Source organism: Neisseria sp. HMSC70E02 (genome assembly GCF_001838645.1).
Classification (GTDB): domain Bacteria; phylum Pseudomonadota; class Gammaproteobacteria; order Burkholderiales; family Neisseriaceae; genus Neisseria; species Neisseria macacae.
This window is the reverse complement of record NZ_KV838117.1, coordinates 1-18372: the sequence shown is the minus strand read 5'-3', so window position 1 is coordinate 18372 and position 18372 is coordinate 1. Positions and strand designations below refer to the sequence as shown.

The 18372-nt window shown below is 47.9% G+C and carries 12 protein-coding genes; all 12 read right to left on the bottom strand.

Going from position 1 to position 18372, the window contains the following annotated elements:
* Positions 1-54: 54 nt before the first annotated feature.
* Positions 55-2664, bottom strand: a complete 2610-nt coding sequence (acnD, locus tag HMPREF3277_RS10920; protein ID WP_070871133.1) for a Fe/S-dependent 2-methylisocitrate dehydratase AcnD — start codon at positions 2662-2664, stop codon at positions 55-57.
* Between the two features lie 92 nt (positions 2665-2756).
* Positions 2757-3668, bottom strand: a complete 912-nt coding sequence (locus HMPREF3277_RS10915) for a DMT family transporter (RefSeq protein ID WP_070603307.1) — start codon at positions 3666-3668, stop codon at positions 2757-2759.
* 51 nt (positions 3669-3719) lie between these two features.
* Complete coding sequence (locus HMPREF3277_RS10910) at positions 3720-4925, bottom strand: DUF819 family protein (protein WP_070871132.1); 1206 nt, start codon at positions 4923-4925, stop codon at positions 3720-3722.
* Between the two features lie 33 nt (positions 4926-4958).
* Positions 4959-5681: a M15 family metallopeptidase gene (locus tag HMPREF3277_RS10905; RefSeq protein ID WP_070871131.1), complete on the bottom strand. Its 723-nt coding sequence runs from the start codon at positions 5679-5681 to the stop codon at positions 4959-4961.
* 88 nt (positions 5682-5769) lie between these two features.
* Entirely contained in the window at positions 5770-6924 is a 1155-nt protein-coding gene (gene prpC, locus HMPREF3277_RS10900; protein WP_070871130.1) for a bifunctional 2-methylcitrate synthase/citrate synthase, read from the bottom strand.
* Between the two features lie 80 nt (positions 6925-7004).
* Entirely contained in the window at positions 7005-7880 is an 876-nt protein-coding gene (prpB, locus tag HMPREF3277_RS10895) for a methylisocitrate lyase (protein ID WP_003779818.1), read from the bottom strand.
* A 1195-nt stretch (positions 7881-9075) separates the two neighbouring features.
* Positions 9076-10530, bottom strand: a complete 1455-nt coding sequence (gene mgtE / locus HMPREF3277_RS10885; protein ID WP_070871128.1) for a magnesium transporter — start codon at positions 10528-10530, stop codon at positions 9076-9078.
* Between the two features lie 240 nt (positions 10531-10770).
* A complete protein-coding gene (locus HMPREF3277_RS10880) occupies positions 10771-11568 on the bottom strand; it encodes a hypothetical protein (protein WP_070871127.1) in 798 nt (265 codons plus the stop codon).
* A 127-nt stretch (positions 11569-11695) separates the two neighbouring features.
* Positions 11696-11923 (bottom strand): RHS repeat-associated core domain-containing protein, encoded by a 228-nt coding sequence (locus HMPREF3277_RS14045; RefSeq protein ID WP_283127076.1) that lies wholly within the window; start codon positions 11921-11923, stop codon positions 11696-11698.
* Between the two features lie 149 nt (positions 11924-12072).
* The gene (locus HMPREF3277_RS10875) at positions 12073-12495 is read right to left on the bottom strand and encodes a hypothetical protein (protein WP_049229843.1); all 423 of its coding nucleotides are present in this window, start codon (positions 12493-12495) and stop codon (positions 12073-12075) included.
* A 1-nt stretch (position 12496) separates the two neighbouring features.
* A complete protein-coding gene (locus tag HMPREF3277_RS14040) occupies positions 12497-17083 on the bottom strand; it encodes an RHS repeat-associated core domain-containing protein (protein WP_094113527.1) in 4587 nt (1528 codons plus the stop codon).
* A 60-nt stretch (positions 17084-17143) separates the two neighbouring features.
* Positions 17144-18372 (bottom strand): DUF2345 domain-containing protein (locus HMPREF3277_RS10865; RefSeq protein ID WP_141765220.1); only part of this gene is annotated, 1229 nt, incomplete at its 5' end.

Here is an 18372-nt window from a genome sequence, read left to right as displayed (position 1 = left end):
ATCCTCCCTGTTTCGTGGGCAAAGCCCACGCTACTTCTGCTTTTCAGACGACCTCTACGCCGCGTTCCCTTCCAAAAAATCCTGTGCAAACCGTTGCAGCACGCCGCCGGCTTCGTACACCAGCACTTCCTCTGCGGTATCGAGGCGGCAGGTAACGGGGACTTCGACGGTTTCGCCGTTTTTGCGGTGGATGACGAGGGTCAGGTCGCCGCGCGGTTTGCGTTCGCCGACCACGTCGTAGGTTTCCGTGCCGTCCAGTTGCAGGGTGTAGCGGTTGGTGCCGGGTTTGAATTGCAGCGGCAAGACGCCCATGCCGATGAGGTTGGTGCGGTGGATGCGCTCGAAACCTTCGGCGGCGATGGCTTCCACGCCCGCCAGCCGCACGCCCTTCGCCGCCCAGTCGCGGCTGGAGCCTTGGCCGTAGTCCGCGCCGGCGATGATGATGAGCGGCTGTTTGCGGTTCATATAGGTTTCGATGGCTTCCCACATGCGCATGGTTTCGCCTTCGGGTTCGACGCGGGCGAGCGAGCCTTGGCGCACGCTGCCGTCTTCGTTTTTCACCATCTCGTTAAACAATTTGGGATTGGCGAAGGTGGCGCGTTGGGCGGTGAGGTGGTCGCCGCGGTGGGTGGCGTAGGAATTGAAGTCTTCTTCGGGCAAACCCATTTTCGCCAGATATTCGCCCGCCGCACTCGCCGCCAGAATCGCGTTGGACGGCGAAATGTGGTCGGTGGTGATGTTGTCGGGCAGAATTGCCAAGGGGCGCATTCCCGTCAGGCTGCGTTCGCCCGCCAGCGCACCTTCCCAATAGGGCGGACGGCGGATATAGGTGGACATCGGACGCCAGTCGTACAGCGGACTCGGGGCTTTTTGCGCTTTGCCGGTGTCGAACATCGGTACATACACGTCGCGGAACTGCTGCGGTTTCACATATTCGGCGACGACGGCATCGATTTCTTCGTCGGTCGGCCAGATGTCTTTCAGGCGGATTTCCCTGCCGTCGTCTGAAACGCCGAGTACGTCGTTTTCAATATCGAAACGGATGCTGCCCGCGACGGCGTATGCCACCACCAGCGGAGGCGAAGCGAGGAAAGCCTGTTTCGCATACGGGTGGATGCGGCCGTCGAAGTTGCGGTTGCCCGACAGTACGGCGGTGGCGTACAAATCGCGGTCTATGATTTCCTGCTGGATTTTCGGGTCGAGTGCGCCGCTCATGCCGTTGCAGGTGGTGCAGGCGAAGGCGACGATGCCGAAGCCGAGTTTTTCCATTTCGGACAACAGACCCGCTTCTTTCAAATAGATTTCCGCCACTTTCGAGCCGGGGGCGAACGAGGTTTTGACCCACGGTTTGCGTTTCAGCCCGAAGCGGTTGGCGTTGCGCGCCAAGAGCGCGGCGGCAACGACGTTGCGCGGGTTGGAAGTATTGGTGCAACTGGTAATCGCGGCGATGATGACCGCGCCGTCGGGCATGAGGCCGTCTGAAGGCTCTTCATAAGGCTTCGCCAGCCCTTTCGCCGTCAAATCGACGGTGGCAAAACGCGCGTGCGGGTTGCTCGGGCCTGCCATGTTGCGCGTTACGCTGCTCAAATCAAACTTCAACACGCGCGGATAAACGGCGGTTGTCAGGTCGTCCGCCCACAGCCCTGCGGTTTTGGCGTAGGTTTCCACCAATTTCACCTGCGCGTCGTCGCGTCCGGTCAGTTTCAAATAATCAATGGTTTGCGCATCAATGGCGAACATGGCGGCGGTCGCGCCGAACTCCGGCGTCATGTTGGAAATGGTCGCGCGGTCGCCGATGGACAGGCTTCTCGCGCCCTCGCCGAAAAATTCGACAAACGCCCCGACCACGCGTTCTTTGCGCAGAAACTCGGTCAGCGCCAACACAATATCCGTCGCCGTAATGCCCGCCTGCCGTTTGCCCGTCAGCTCCACGCCGACAATATCGGGCAGGCGCATCATGGACGCGCGTCCCAGCATCACGGTTTCCGCTTCCAAACCGCCCACGCCCACGGAAATCACGCCCAGCGCGTCAACGTGCGGCGTGTGCGAGTCCGTGCCGACGCAGGTATCGGGGAACGCCACGCCGTTTTTGACTTGGACGACGGGCGACATTTTTTCCAGATTGATTTGGTGCATGATGCCGTTGCCCGCCGGAATCACGTCCACATTTTCAAAAGCGGTTTTCGTCCAGTTGATAAAGTGGAAACGGTCTTCGTTGCGCCGATCTTCGATTTCACGGTTTTTGCGGAACGCATCGGGGTCGTAGCCGCCGCATTCCACCGCCAGCGAGTGGTCGACGATAAGCTGCGTCTGCACCACCGGATTCACTTTGGCAGGATCGCCGCCCTTCTCTGCAATCGCATCGCGCAAACCCGCCAAATCCACCAGCGCGGTCTGCCCCAGAATATCGTGGCACACCACCCGCGCGGGATACCACGGAAAGTCGATTTCCTGCTTGCCTTCTATCAGCTGGCTCAGCCAGCTTTGCAGCGTCGGCAAATCGACCTTGTCCGCGCGGTTGACCAAGTTCTCCGCCAAAATACGGCTCGTGTAAGGCAGCTTGTCGTAAGAGCCGGCTTGAATGTCCTCACACGCCGCACGCGCGTCGTAGTATTCCAAATCCGTACCGGGCAGCGGTTTGCGGTAACGTTGGTTGGCAGCCATGTTCAGTTCTCCTGTGGATCTATTTTTCTTGTGGTTTGGGGTTTCAGACGACGTTTGTTGAAGGGGTCGTCTGAAATCTTGGGAAATAAAAACTATTCAACTCGCTTCAACAATGGTCTATACAATCCATTGATAGACACAATACCGGCAATAATCAGAATAGCGCCGACAAAGAAGCGTCCTTCCGGTATTTCATTCAAAAACATCCAAGCCAGTACGGCGGCAAATAATGGCTCGGCCAATTCAGTTACCTGCACCTTCGCGGCACTCAAATAATCCAATGCTTTAGTTGTACAATAAAATCCTAAAATCGTCGGCAATAAAGACAGTGCCAAGAGTGGCGGAATAAAAGACCATTGCCAATGTATATCCCCAATACCTTCCAATGAAGGGATAAACAAAAAAATACTTCCAAAAAACATCAAGATCCGTGTCAAATAAATACCGCCGTTTAAGCCGAATTTTTTAATCAAAACGGAAAAACAACCGTAACCCGAGCCCGCCAGTGCGGCATTCAGAATCAACCCTAAATTTCCTTCTCCAGTCCAAGAAATCACCGCGATCCCCGATACTGCCAAACCCACACCGACGACTGAAGAAATATAAATACGTTCGTCTAATAGTATGCTGTCCAATATCAAGGCAGATACGGCAGCCGATGCCATTAATACAACTACTACATTCGCAGCATTACCGTATTGATAAGCGGTGGTTTCAAAGAAAAACAAAGTGTAAATTCCGAAAAAAGCACAAATTGCTACTTTTAACAGCAACGGCAAGATTGCCTCTTTCTTTTTTGAAATATCCGCAATCTGTCTGGTAAAACCGGTACGGCAAAGCAAAATGCTGATAAACACAAAACCTGTCAAAGTTTTCAAAAATGCAATATGCTGAACAGACAAGCCCTGCTCCATTAATACCTTACTGAATATACCGATAGTTGCATTCAGAAGGGCTGCAGAAACTGCCAAAAATATTCCCATCAGTAAATCAGGCAGCTTCATATTTACTCCATAATACTTTGCACATAGGTGCAGCATTATTGTTTTTAGCCTTCAGCTCAATAGGGCATATACAAACGAACCTATATAGTTACCGATAATGTAGCCGACAGTACCAATTAATAAAATTGCACCGACTAAATCGCGCCACCCTTTACTGATAGCTAAAGCTGCCGCAGTAGTCGGCCCGCCTATGTTGGCATTACAAGCCAATACAATTTCTTCAATACTAAATTTGAACAGCTTGCCGAAAACCAACGTCAGTATCAAATTCAATACCGCAATAATCAAAGTAAAAACAAAGAGTAATGGTGCTGTTTTGATAATCAACGGTATAGAGGCAGGAATACCGATTACAACAAAGAACAAATAAATACAATACGTTCCCAATTCTTGACTGCCGTCCAGTTTTTGAATGCCTTTGCGAAAAAATAAGACAGCTGCCAATGTAAATGTCGTCAACAACAGGTATTTGTCGCTGATTAAATCTGCCAGCATTCTTAAGGCGACACCATCAACGTCTGCAAAACGGCTTTGCAAAAAACCGGATAATGAAAATGAAACTGCCACCAACAAAATCGATGCGCCCAAAGATAAAGCTATGCTCTGCAAAGAGATCGACTTAGGTTTCCAATACTCAGCAGCCTTGTTAACACTCGGATCATGATATTCCTGCTCCAATTTATCCTGATATGGACTTCCCCAAACTTTTCTGACCCAATTTGCGGAAGAAATACCAATCAAAATAAAAAAGTAACAAGCCATCATCAAATTATCAGCAACAATGGTTGCTGCAATCACATCTTTAGCAGGGTTAAGCTTGGCCGACATGGCTGCAAAATTAACACCACCTCCTGTATAAGACGCTGAAATCATGCCGGCTACCTTATCTAACTCAGGAATATAGTCTTCCAATAGTGCAAATGAGATAAGTGTTCCAATGACTGTCCCGAGTGAACTAATAAGGAAAATAAACAGCATACGTCCACTTTCCTTAAAAAGTGCATGAAGATCTAATTGGAACAATAACAACGGAATAGCGAGCGGTACAATATAAGACCATACAGCATCAAATACTGGAGCATCCGTGGGAATAATACCTAAATTGGAAGCAACCAATGCAATCAATAATGCTAATACTGCACCAGGGACTTTCCCGGCCAAGCGGCTATTCTGCTCCATAAAAATTGCGGCAGCGGCAGCCAACATAACAAAAGCCCACAGCAACAAATGATTATCTGCTAAAATTAAAGTTTGCATTTTTCCTCCCAATTTTTATTTTCAATAATGTAACTAAGTATCCTGCCCTTCTACTGCACCAAAAATTGCGCTGCTTTGCTCAGTAAAATAAGCCCAATTTTGATTGCCATAATCAAAATGCCACCATTCTGTTGGCAGATTACTAAATCCTGCCTCTTTCATCGTATGAATCAAAATCCGTCGTAAATTACGCGCAGAGGAGAAATACCCACCTTCCTTTTCTAAAGCATCGCTATAGGATAAATGTCCTGTTGCATCAAACTCACTTCCCATATCCAAACTTTTACCACTTCTTATCTCAAATAATCCAACATCAACAGATCCTCCTGTTAAATGAGGAAGAGGCATTCCTGTCCGATCTGGATCGGCTGCAAAACAGTCCAATGCTTTTCTCACTTGAGTTTCATCATACTCAGGATGGCGTTTTTCAATTTCGTGCTTCATATTTTCTCGCAATGCCCTTTGCACTGCGATAGGGCGCCAGCCATCGAAAACTTCCAAGCCATACGTTTCCGGTAATAAAGAGGTAACCTGAACCAGCTTATCAGCAACACTTCTACGCAATAAAATAGTCTTTATTGCTCCCTTAATACCCTGAGAAAAATAAACAGGTAGGGCACGAATGCGCCCGGTATTACCAACACTAACCAACGGCTCCCCACATTCAGAAATAGGTATTTCCTGTATTTTCTGCCAAACTAATTCTTTGGTATTTTGTACAGGAATATCCAAATAAACCCCTTTGTCACTATGCATCAAAATTTCCGTCTTAATAAAATATGCTGTTGAATTTATAAAGACCTCTTTTTCAGACGACCTTTAAAACAAGGTCGTCTGAAAATTCTCAGCGTGCCTCCATTTCCACAAACGCCAAGTCTTCAGGGCCGGTGTAGTTCGCGCTCGGACGGATGATTTTGCCGTCTTTGCGCTGTTCGAGGACGTGTGCCGCCCAGCCGGTGGAGCGCGAAATCACAAACAGCGGCGTGAACATGGCGGTCGGTACGCCGAGTTTTTGGTAGGACACGGCGGAGAACCAGTCCAAGTTCGGGAACATTTTTTTCTCTTCCCACATCACGCTCTCCAAGCGCTCGGCGATGTCGAAGAGGCGCATGTCGCCCGCTTCCCGGCTCAAACCGCGCGCCACTTCTTTAATCACGACGTTGCGCGGGTCGGAAATGGTGTAAACCGGATGGCCGAACCCGATAACGATTTCCTTGCGGGCGATGCGTTCGCGGATGTCGGCTTCGGCTTCGTCGGCGTTGCGGTAGCGTTTTTGGATGTCGTAGGCGACTTCGTTTGCGCCGCCGTGTTTCGGGCCTTTAAGCGCGCCGATGGCGCCGGTGATGCAGGAATACATGTCCGAACCCGTACCGGCAATCACGCGGGCGGTGAAGGTGGAGGCGTTGAACTCGTGTTCCGCATACAGAATCAGTGAAACGTGCATGGCTTTCACCTGCGATTCGGTCGGGCGTTTGCCGTGCAACAGGTGCAGGAAGTGGCCGCCGATGGTATCTTCCTTGCTTTCGACGTCGATGCGTTTGCCGTTGTGCGAATATTGATACCAGTAGAGCAGGATGCTGCCGAGGCTGGCGATGAGTTTGTCCGCAATGTCGCGCGCTTCGCTGTCGGGATGACTTTCGCGTTCGGGATGGACACAGCCGAGCATGGACACGCCGGTACGCATGACGTCCATCGGATGCGTGTGCGCAGGCAGGCTTTCCAACACTTTAATCACGCGGATAGGCAGGCCGCGCATGGATTTGAGCTTGGTTTTGTAGGCGGCGAGTTCGGATTTGTTGGGCAGATGACCGTGAATCAGCAGGTAGGCGACTTCTTCAAACTCGCATTTCTGCGCCAAATCGAGGATGTCGTAACCGCGGTAGCTCAAATCGTTGCCGGTGCGGCCGACGGTACACAGCGCGGTATTGCCCGCCGCCACGCCGGAGAGGGCGACGGATTTTTTCGGTTTGAAGGTCAGGGTTTCGGGGGTTGCAGTCATGGTATTTCTCCTTTGTGTTTTTATGGGTTTTGGGTTTTCAGACGACCTACTCAAGGTTGGAGGTCGTCTGAAAACGGTTTTTACTTCTGAAACAATTTATCCAGCTTCTGCTCGAAGTCGTGATAATTCAAATGCTCGTAAAGCTCGGCGCGGGTCTGCATGGTATCGACCACCGCCGCCTGCGTGCCGTCGCGCATAATCGCCTCATAAACATTCAGCGCGGCCTTGCTCGCGGCGCGGAACGACGAGAGCGGATACAGCACCAGCGACACGCCGTTGTCCGCCAGCTCGCGCTGCGTATAAAGCGGCGTCGCACCGAATTCGGTAATGTTCGCCAACACGGGCACTTTCACCGCGTCCGCAAATTGCCGGTACATCGCCAAATCCGTCATCGCCTCGGGGAAAATCATGTCCGCGCCCGCTTCCACGCAAGCCTGCGCCCGCTCGATGGCGGCATCCAAACCTTCCACCGCCAGCGCGTCCGTCCGCGCCATAATCACAAAATTCTCATCCACGCGCGCATCCACGGCGGCTTTAATGCGGTCTACCATTTCATCTTTAGAAACAATGGCTTTGTTCGGACGATGGCCGCAACGCTTCTGCGCCACCTGATCTTCGATATGCACCGCCGCCACGCCCGCACGCTCGAAGTTGCGAATCGTGCGCGCGATATTGAACGCCCCGCCCCAACCGACATCAATGTCCACCAGCAAAGGCGTATCCACATTGTCCGTAATCCGCCGCGCATCAATCAGCACATCTTCCATCGTGGTGATGCCCAAATCCGGAATCCCGCACGAACAGGCCGCCACGCCGCCGCCCGACAGATACACCGCCTTAAACCCGCTCTGCGTCGCCAGCCGCGCAAAATAAGCGTTCACGCAGCCGACCACGGCAAGGGGATTCGACTCCTTCACAGCTTGGCGGAAACGGGTGCCGGCAGAAAGTTGGCTCATGATATTTCTCCTTTGTAGATTAGATTTTTTTCAGTATCGACTCAGCGGCCCGGTTTCCGCAAAACCTGAAACGAACCGTTCAAAAAGAAACAATGGTTTCAAAACCGTTTTCAGACGACCTTTCAAAACCCAAACCCATCAGGTCGTCTTAAAAATCAAAATCAATAAAAACAATCAGTTAAAAAATTTAATACAAACAATTCGGCTAAGGCGGAGGTATAAGGAATTTTTAATAATTTTTAAATTCAGAAAGGAAATACAGTTGGAAAGACAGAATTTTCAAGACCCAAACCGTCCGCAGAAATGCAGAAACCCTGATTCGGGCGAAGAGCCGTCAGACCACCGCGACTGCCCAAAAGCAGACGACGACGGATGCGGCAGAGATAGAAGACAATCTATAACAAGACGGAGAAGTTTGGTACAGATTCATGATAGGGTTCCTTTGTAGTGCTATGTAGTTTTTATAAGTATGGACAAATTTAAAAAATAATTTTCAGGCTGTCAAATACTTTTTCTAAAATATTTTTAAAAAATTCAATCATTAATAAACAATACTTCAGAAACAAAACCCCAAACTCCCGCCTCAAAACGCCCCAAATCCTTATCTGAAAAAGCCTACATCGCTATCAACCAATCAGAACGTTTTTAAACAATCCATCTCAAAAACAAATATAATTAATTCATTTATCAGGAATTTTTGTTCAAACAAGAAAATAGGCATCCAAATCGCCCAAACCGCCCTATTTTCCACCCACTCCCTTTTCAGACGACCAGAACTAAAATAACATCATGATTTACAATTAAAACTATAATATTTAAAAATGTAGTCATATGTAGTTTTAAATATAAACAGGTCGTCTGAAATCTATCACCCCACGATTTCAGACGACCCCGACCCAGCCGTAGCGTGGGCTCCGCCCACGAAAAAAACAACACGGTTTATCGCCCGACTCGAAAACCAAGCTATCAATCCCGTGGGCAAAGCCCACGCTACAATCCGCGGCAGGCATTGCCACGCCCTACCCGTCGCCCGTTGAATTTACTTATCAAGAAAATTTTTTGTATTTAAAGGGAAATTGTTTGCTTATCTCGGACTCACGTTCATCCACCATAAAACACAAAAAGGTCGTCTGAAACCCGTAATCACATGGTTTCAGACGACCTTTTATCTTTCCCATCCGCTTTTCAGACGACCTTACAACAAGAATATCGTCGCCAGCCCTAAGAAAATCAGAAAACCGCCGGAATCCGTTACCGCCGTAATCAGCACCGAGCTGCCCAAGGCGGGGTCGCGTCCGAATTTATCCATGATGACTGGGATGAGTACGCCGACCGAAGCGGCAAGCAAGAGGTTCAGCGTCATTGCGGCGATCATGACCAGGCCGATGCCGATGCTGCCGTACAGCAGCCATGACACCACGCCCATGACCGTTCCCCAGATGATGCCGTTGACTAAGGCGACGCCGACTTCTTTTTTCAACAAACGTCCCGCCTGCATCCCCGTCAACTGTCCCATCGCCATCGCGCGGACAATCATGGTGATGGTTTGGTTGCCGGAATTGCCGCCGATGCCGGCGACGATCGGCATCAGCGCGGCGAGTGCAACGATTTTTTCGATACTGCCTTCAAACGCGCCGATAACGCGGCTGGCGAGAAAGGCGGTGCAGAGGTTGACAGCAAGCCACATCCAGCGGTTTTTCACCGAATCCCAGACAGGCGCAAACAAATCTTCCTCTTCCTGCAAACCCGCCATGTTCAACATATCCGCTTCCGATTCTTCGCGGATAACGTCCACCATCTCGTCGATGGTAATCCTGCCGATGAGCTTTTTGTTTTCATCGACCACGGGCGCGGTGACCAAGTCATAACGTTCGAATGCCTGCGCCGCCTCTTCCACATCGTCTTCGGGACGGAAGCGCACGACTTCGGTCGCCATCACGTCCGCCACCAAGTCTTCGGGATCGGCGACCAAAAGTTTGCGGATGGGCAGCACGCCTTGCAGGATGTCGTTTTCATCGACCACGAAAATCTTGTCGGTATGGTCGGGCAGGCTCTCGAAACGGCGCAGGTAACGCAGCACCACTTCGCAAGCAACGTCGGCACGGATGCTGACCAACTCGAAGTCCATAATCGCACCGACTTGGTTGTCTTCATACGACATCGCCGCCTTGACTTGGGCGCGCTCTTCCTCGTCGCGCGTCTGCAAGGCTTCATAGACCACTTGGTGCGGCAAATCGCCCGCCAGCTCCGCCAGTTCGTCCGCGTCCAAGTCATCGACCGCCGCCAACAGCTCGTCTTTGTCCATCGACTCGATCAGCGTTTCGCGCACCGCGTCGGACACTTCCAGCAACACTTCGCCGTCGTCTTCAGGCGTGACCAGCAGCCAGACGATATTACGCTCGCGCGGCGGTAACGATTCCAACACTGCCGCCACGTCGGCAGGGTGCAGCTCGTTCAAAAGGACGGTCAGTTCGGTAAATTTGTCACGCAACGCCTCGTCTTCAATCGGCACGCCTTCCTCAATTTGCGGAAAGGCGGGCGAGAGGATTTCGCACAGCGCGTGGATACGGTCGAAATCGGCGGAAACGCGCTCTACGTCGCTTTCGATACCGTCGTTTTCAAGGTTCGGAGGGGTTTGTTCGATGCTCATAAATGCTCCGCCCGCCGGATGCGGGAGGGCATTTCGGCGGGATGGTTATCGTGTATTTCGGGATAAACCGGAAGGGAAGTTCAGTAAAAACGAACTGGGAAGGTCCATAATAAAAGCCTGCTGATTCAGGCGTCGTGTTGGAAACGGAGCGTATTTTACCGCGTTTCGAGGCGGTTTACTATTTTTAACTGAAAAGGTCGTCTGAAATGTATAAATTTCAGACGACCTTTCAACACCTTATTAAGGTAAAACACCTAATTTCTCAAGAATTTCAACTTTTTTAAGATCTAACGCACTTAGTTTCTCGATCAGTTTATTATATTTCTCTTCCGACTCCATTATTTCTTTGGGAAACTCGTTGGTTAATTGGCTAAATAACAATTTCCCGTCATCATCAAAATATTCTTCCTCTCCACTAAAAATAGATCCATGAACTTGAATCATTTTCTTACCATTAGGATAAAAAAACGTAGTGAGTGCATTTTTCTCTTCAAGATCGGTTTCACTCGCCATGACCAGTTTGCCATCCACATAATTGCCATAGACAACTTCATTGCGCGCAACATTTTTTTGCTTGAAATTGTATAGTTTCCCATCTTCTGAGTATGAAGTTACGACACCGTCTACAGCTTCTGAAGAATTAAAGTTTTTCTCATTTTTAACCAAGATCACAGCCGGGTCGATTTGTTTAGTTCCACTATCCTGATAAAAATCCTGAATCACTAAGTTTCCATCAGAGGTCTTACCCAAAATCTCACGATAAAAACCTCCTTTAGCAGGACGTTTTGCCAGTTTGAATTTGGGCGTAAAGTAATAGACTTTCTTCTCTTGTAACGGAACATCAATTAGTTTGGATGTTTTAGCGACGGAATATTTTTCCCAATCTTGCGCACTGGCAGGAATAGGAAGCGCAGTTTTGCCTGTTTTGTATACGCTAGTTTGATGATGCGATGCAAAACTTTCCGCCGAATTATCCTTAATTGCCGAACAGGCACTCAATGCGCCTGCAACAAATAAAACAATCAATAATTTTTTCATAAAAATTCCTTTTAAGAACCTCATCTAAATACTGGCAGCGTGAATAATTATAAAAGATGGAAGGTCATCTAAAATTTTTCAAAGCAAATTTTATCATGAATAATGTTATTTCCATATTTTGTATTATCTATTTTGCAAAAGTCTCAGCTTTCCCAAAAACACTTCTATGGTTCAATCCCAATGGATCAATCCATAAAGTCGGATTGACAACATAGGCATACAAATTTCCCCCGCCTTTCAACCTAATCGGATCCTGACTCACAAACCGCCCGATTTCAGGGTCGTAATACCGGAAACGGTTGTAGTGCAGCCCGCTTTCTTCGTCGTAATACTGACCTTGGAAGCGAAACGGGATGTTGAATTTGAAGCCTTGTATTCGACTAACTATACAACTTCGCTTTTTTCATTGTGTGCGACAATTGATGAGCCGCGATGGTCGATTTGGTAATTACTATGATCAATTAATCATATGATCCTAAGCCTACAAATTTCTTAAGAATTTAGCTAATTTAATGTAGTGATCAAAAGGGTTATTGCAGCTTGCTTTGCATCATAAGTAAAACTTAAACAATCCCATACGATATTCGAATTCTTAAATTCTAGTTTCATTGGATTGATAAGCTCATAACTTGAAGCCAAAATAGGATATTTCTTAATAAACCTACGAACAATCTTCGAATTAAGTATAGTATTATCTAAATAAATATAATCTTTAAATATGATATAAATTTTAATTTTATGAGAGATAACGATTATTATATTTGCTTTTTCACTTAGGTATGTAATTTCTCTATCAAATACATAGCTGTTTCCAGAAAGTGTAAAAAACTCCTTTAATTTATTAGGAAATTCCTCCATAAAATCAATCACTATATTATTATCTATCGTAATTTTTTTATGATTCATAGATACTTGTAAGTTATTCATATCATTTACCATATTTAATTAATTTATTGGTTGATTTTAAATTTATTTTATCCATGTTTTCAATGAAATACTGTGTAGCCCCCCCTTTACCTAAATGTGGATTTGCCCTCGTTATTCCCTTAGCCATACATGTATCTTTTGTTACTATAAAACCATGTAAAGCGGTTCGCATATTCTTTCCTCCGTCTGTATTCTCTTTATGAGATACTTGAACAGAATCATTGTATTCCCTCGCAGTCCGTGCTGCTAAGACATCTTTTGCTGTCACAAAATAATTTCCAGGTGTATTACCGTGCGGATACAACGTATACAAAACTGTACCTGCTTTGACAACGACATTTTTATATGAATCTATTCCTGGGTACGGATCGGATCCTTGAAACCTTCTTGCAGTAGCAGAAGGATTTTTTCCTGAACAAGGGTCGCCATTACAGCAACGCTTCTTTTTATGCAAACCAAGTGAATCGACCCATAACGTCGGATTCGGTGCATACTCAAACAGATTCATCCCTCCCATCAACCCAATCGGATCCTGACTCACAAACCGCCCGATTTCAGGGTCGTAATACCGGAAACGGTTGTAGTGCAGCCCGCTTTCTTCGTCGTAATACTGACCTTGGAAGCGGAACGGGATGTTGACTTTAGGGCCGTCTGAAACGGTTTCGTTACGGATTCTGCCCCATGCTTCGTATTCGGCCGTCCATACGGCTTCGCCTTTTGCATTGTGTGCGGCAATCGGCGTGCCCAGATGGTCGGGTTGGTAATAAACCAAGTCGGGCTGCGCTTCGGACTGCCCTTGCGGTTCGGACGGGATTTTCAGCAGCGGATCGGTTTCGGGGTCGTAGCTGTAGGGTTCGGCAGGTTTGTCTTCCCTTTCTATGCCTATCGGCGAGGTCGTCTGAAATTGCGCCAGCGGTTCGAATGTACCGGGTTCGAACAGGTAATGGGTATTTTGTCCGTTTGTGCTTTCGATGGCAAGGGTGTCTTCCTGCCAGTGGTAGACGGTGGTTTCTCCGTTGCGGATTTTGGCGGTACGCCTGCCCAACGGATCGTAGCGGTATTCGGTACTGCCGTTGCGGTTTTCTATTTTAATGAGTTGGTTGTAGCCGTTCCAATGGTAGTCTGTGGTTTCTCCGTTGCGGGTTTTACGGATCAGGTTGCCGCGTTGGTCGTAGTCGTAGTGTACGCCTGCATACTCTTTAAGCAGGTTGCCCCAGACTTTGTTTAAGGACGGTTTTTCTTGGCTGTTTGTTTGGTCCGTATGGTCTTGTTTGTTGCCGCTTAGGTCAAGACGGTTGTTGGCGGGATCGAAGGCAAAGGTTTCGCTAAAGTCGGGAGTGACGGCGGCGATCAGTCTGCCGATGGGATCGTAGCGGTATTGGGTTTGACCTCCTCTGTTTTGGATGTGGGTCAGTTGTCCGGCGGCATCGTAGCCGTATTCGCGCCGGCTGCGGTTGTGGATTTGCTGCAGGATTCTGCCCATGGGGTCGTATTGTGTTTCTTGGCGGATATGCTTTCCAAGAGAGCGTTCAGTTTCGCGATGTAGTTTGTCGCGTTCGAAGGCTGCTATTTCATTATGGTTGAGGGTAATGCCGTGCAGGTGGCCGCTGCCATAGTGGAGATAACCGATACGCTGCCCGTCGGGACGGATGGTTTCGGTACGGTTGCCCAATGCGTCATAGCGGTGATGCCAGACGTGGCTTCGGGCTGTGCCGTCCAGGCTGTCGTGACGGTATTCTCTGATAAGGTTGCCGAGTTTGTCGTAGAAGTATTGGTGGCGGCTGTGGGCGTTTTGGGTTCCTGCCAGTCTGCCGCTTGGGTCATAGGCGTAGTTTTCTTTGTCGGTTTCGTGTACTTCTCCGTTTTCATCGGTCACAAGGATGCTGCGGCTTTCGATACGGCCGGCGGAGTCGTAGTCCAATTTGGTGACGGTACCGGCTTCGTCTATGCGTTCGAGTACGCCGCTGCCTTGGGTGTAATGGTAGCGGGTGATTTTACCGTCAAAGCCTTTTTCTTCGGTCAGCGCGCCGACGCTGTTGTAGCGGAAGCCGTAAAGATCGCCGTTTTGATTCAGCAGTCCGACCAAACGGCTGTTGAGGTCGTAACGGTATTGGACTTGTTGTCCGAGTGCATCGGTACGGATGAAGAGACGACCGCCTTTGTCGTAGGTGTAGCGGGTGCTTTGCTTGAGCGGATCGGTATGCTCAAGCAATCTGCCTTCCGCATCATGCAAGTAGTATTCCCTCGTGCCGTCTGCTTGGATTACAGCCTCGGGATTGCCCCTTGAGTCGTAGCTATAGTGTGTGCTATTGCCTTCGGCATCGATTTGGGTTTGCAGACGGCCTCTGTCATCATATTGCCAGCGGCTGGTATAGCCGGAGCAGTCGGTATGACTCGAGATTTGTCCGTCCTTCGTCCAAGTCAGGGTTTTAATGCCACCGAGTGCGTCGGTAATTTCTATCGGCAAGCCTGCATCGTTATAGCGATAGTGGGTTTCGTTCTCTTCGGGGTCTGTTTCGAGAATCATATTGCCGTTGGCATCATATTGACGCAACCAGCGGTGTCCCTCGGGGTCGGTAACGGCAGTCAGATTATTATCGGCATCGTATTCGAAAGAAACGACACTGCCATCTGCTCGGATGTGCTCAAGCAGATTGTCTTTATCATCATAGATGTAATTGTCCTCGCTACCGTCAGGATGGATATGGGTCGTAATGTTTTTACGCTCATCACGGAAAAACCATTCTTCGGTATGATTGGGGTAAATAATCCGGTAAGTATAATTTTCCGCATCATACAAATAACTGGTTTCATGGCCGTAAGCATCAGTTACGATTGTTTCACGGATGTTTTCATCCCATCGCAACCTTAATTCTCCGCTACCGTCATCAGCATATTCCCGAATACATTTAGCCCAATGGCGACGTCCCTGCCACTCAAGGTTAACACCTCTACCGGTACGGTCCGTATAACGCGTGATTAAGTGGTCTTTGTAAGCATATTCGTAAACATCTCCTGCCTCATCAGTAGCCTTGATAAGATTTCCAGCCTGATCATATTCGTAGCTTGCCAAAATACGGGCATTATCCCCGGCTAATTCAATACGGCTGATTTTATCCTGTTCGTTATAGTGAATAACCACCAGGTGGTTGTTGGTATCATTAATTCCAATCAAATGCTGCCCTGAATAATGAAAACCAAGTGCATTACCATTGCGATCTTTAATGGCCGATAATCGGAAAGCATTCCCATAACGCTCATAAATCTCCAGCAGATCTTTGCCAACGTTAAGGGTCAGCATATCTTCACTGACCCGCATCAGCGTAAAATCTTCTATCGGATGGTGATAAGCCCTGTCGGGTTCCAATAATGGGAAAGACACGGTCCGACCGTCAGTGGTGTGATACAACAATTCTTTTTTGCGGATACCGATGCGGGCGGTATAAGGGGTAATCCAGCGTGCGCCTAATTCACCTTTTTCATAGGTGATAAGGCCGGAACAGTAGGTACGACCCCAGCTTATCGGCATAATGCCGGGCAAGGTAAAGTCGGTATGGGTGAAGGTTTCCTGTCCGGTAGCAAAATCAATAGATTTTTTAGAAGCACCAGTACCGCAACTTTTGCAGTCAGAAGGCTTGTCTTTACTTTTATTTTGCTGAGTGGATGCATCTAGGCGGGCATTTGGGTTGGTTTTCTGAGCTTTACCAGTAACTGAAGCCGCATGACCTCGGTTTTTACGTTTTTTAAGAGCCTCTAAAAGTAAGCTTAATAATTTTAATAAATCTCCTGCCAGCCCCATAATCCGGGCATCCACTTTCTGGCTATATCCATTCAATTGTGCTGCGATTGTTGTCAACTTGGTTTTAATCGGTCCCGGAACCAATTTGACAACAGCCGAGTTTGCTAAATCTTTTGCCTCAGCTTCAGTTTTATATCTGAGTGATACAACATATAAATTCTGCCCCTCTAGTGTCGATATAGTTGCTTTGTTAAAAGCTTCCTTTGATTTTTGATGCAGCATGCGAGTATCAAAAACCTTTCCTGAAGCTATTTTTAATAGGGCATCTGCACTGGATGACAAGGTTCGCTGAGCATGACGGCTAACTTCCTTAAGCATGCTATCCATTTGTCCTTGGATAGTCTTTATATAGCCATCAATATCCCCTTTATGCCCCTCTACGAAGTGATTGACAATTGCAGTAACAACAGGTTCTGTGAGAAGTCCTTTGTGCCGCAATGCTTGATCTCGTACTAAATGCAAGATAGGACGTAATGTTGTCCTTGCTGCATTACCAGCCCCCGGAATAATCCCGATAACATTAATAGCTAAATTCATCCAGTCGAGTGTATTAGTATCTTTTTTGTTGACCATCTCTTTAATTGCCAACATGGTATCAACAACGGCCATTGCATTGCCGATTACAGGTATGGATCCGGCAGCCATGGCCAGCCTATCCAAAGTTATATAGCCGTCTGAAATCTGTCTGAGCCAACTGTCAAATTTGTTGGCTCCTGCTCGGGCATCTTTGGTAAAAGTATTTGCAGGACTAACTGCAACTTTTGTATGTGGCATTGTTTTCAAAGACATCTGGATATTACTCTTTAAAATGTAAACTGATATAACAATAAAAATTGAATGGATTTCAGATTATTTCTTTTTGATATTAGATATAACCTTTTCAGCTGAAACAGGCTGTTGCTTGATGGATAAGCTTTTGGCTAAATCTTTATACGATAGATTTTTTACGTTGTCAGAAACTTGCTTCAATGCTTGCACTTGTGAAGCCAAATTTTTGACATCTGCCAAAAGTGAATTCACTTCTTTTTTTGCAAATTCAAATTGTGCAATTTGATTTTTATCTGATGTGATTTGCTTACCAATTGGCAAAACCCTAAAAGCTTCTTCGATGATATCTTTTTCATCATGGCCATCTCTCGGATCTTTACCAAAGACCACCTTTGCTGCACCTTCAGCCAGCCCGCTCACAACTGCATAACCATTACTATCTAAAATACCTTTGCGCACTTGTCCAGAGCTGTCGATAACTGTGAATTTGCCTCCAGCTACCCCATCTTTCTTTGGCGTTGCATAATAATGAAGCAACTCAAGCTGCCCTTTGGCTGCTTTGGGCATAGAGCTTTGGACGGATTGACTGGCAGGACCGACTTTCTGCCAAGCGGATGATTTGTTGATAATCTGCCCAGGTGTTCCAATTTCAACCTGTCCTCCTCCAATTGTGATGTATGAACCATCACAAACTAAAGTAAGCTTTTTAGATGCAGAAATAATTACTTCGCCATTGACACTTTCGATTCGGACATCTTTAGCCGCAGCAGCAGTGATATTATCCTGCTGCGCCTGCAACACTACATCTCCTTTGGATGCAACCATTTTGATACCCAGCGTCTGCGCGAACATTCGAATTACCTCGCCGGCAGCAACAGTAAATTTTTTAAATGCACTGTTATGAATGTTATTACCTGCTGTATGCATAATGTTTTCAGTGGCACTGGCTTGCACATCCTTTGGGGTACTCAATACGATTCCAGCAGGAGCACTGGCAATTAAACCTGCACTTTTCAAACCATCAGCATCCAGGTCTACTGGGACTCCATTACCATAATTTTCTCCTTGCTCCATCAGATTTTTACTGGAACCAGACGATTCTTGATCTCCCAAGGGAATCTCCGCTCGTTTGGCTGCTTTTGCCAATCCTTGCGCCATGTCTAGGGCTTCTTTCAACTGCTTGATTGCAGCCTCCATATCCAAGACATTTCCATCTGCTTTACCCTGAGCATCTGCGCTGATCAATATGCCTTTACCCGCCCGTACGGCGCCCCAGCCGTCGGTTCTGAGTTCGAAGCCTTCGCCGTTCT

Bases quoted from the DNA above. Each gene is read 5' to 3' on its own strand.
- HMPREF3277_RS10875 (WP_049229843.1), bottom strand. From the start codon at position 12,495: ATGAATAACTTACAAGTATCTATGAATCATAAAAAAATTACGATAGAT.
- HMPREF3277_RS14040 (WP_094113527.1), bottom strand. From the start codon at position 17,083: ATGTCTTTGAAAACAATGCCACATACAAAAGTTGCAGTTAGTCCTGCA.
- HMPREF3277_RS10915 (WP_070603307.1), bottom strand. From the start codon at position 3,668: ATGAAGCTGCCTGATTTACTGATGGGAATATTTTTGGCAGTTTCTGCA.
- prpC (WP_070871130.1), bottom strand. From the start codon at position 6,924: ATGACTGCAACCCCCGAAACCCTGACCTTCAAACCGAAAAAATCCGTC.
- prpB (WP_003779818.1), bottom strand. From the start codon at position 7,880: ATGAGCCAACTTTCTGCCGGCACCCGTTTCCGCCAAGCTGTGAAGGAG.
- HMPREF3277_RS10910 (WP_070871132.1), bottom strand. From the start codon at position 4,925: ATGCAAACTTTAATTTTAGCAGATAATCATTTGTTGCTGTGGGCTTTT.
- HMPREF3277_RS10905 (WP_070871131.1), bottom strand. From the start codon at position 5,681: ATGCATAGTGACAAAGGGGTTTATTTGGATATTCCTGTACAAAATACC.
- acnD (WP_070871133.1), bottom strand. From the start codon at position 2,664: ATGGCTGCCAACCAACGTTACCGCAAACCGCTGCCCGGTACGGATTTG.
- HMPREF3277_RS10880 (WP_070871127.1), bottom strand. From the start codon at position 11,568: ATGAAAAAATTATTGATTGTTTTATTTGTTGCAGGCGCATTGAGTGCC.
- mgtE (WP_070871128.1), bottom strand. From the start codon at position 10,530: ATGAGCATCGAACAAACCCCTCCGAACCTTGAAAACGACGGTATCGAA.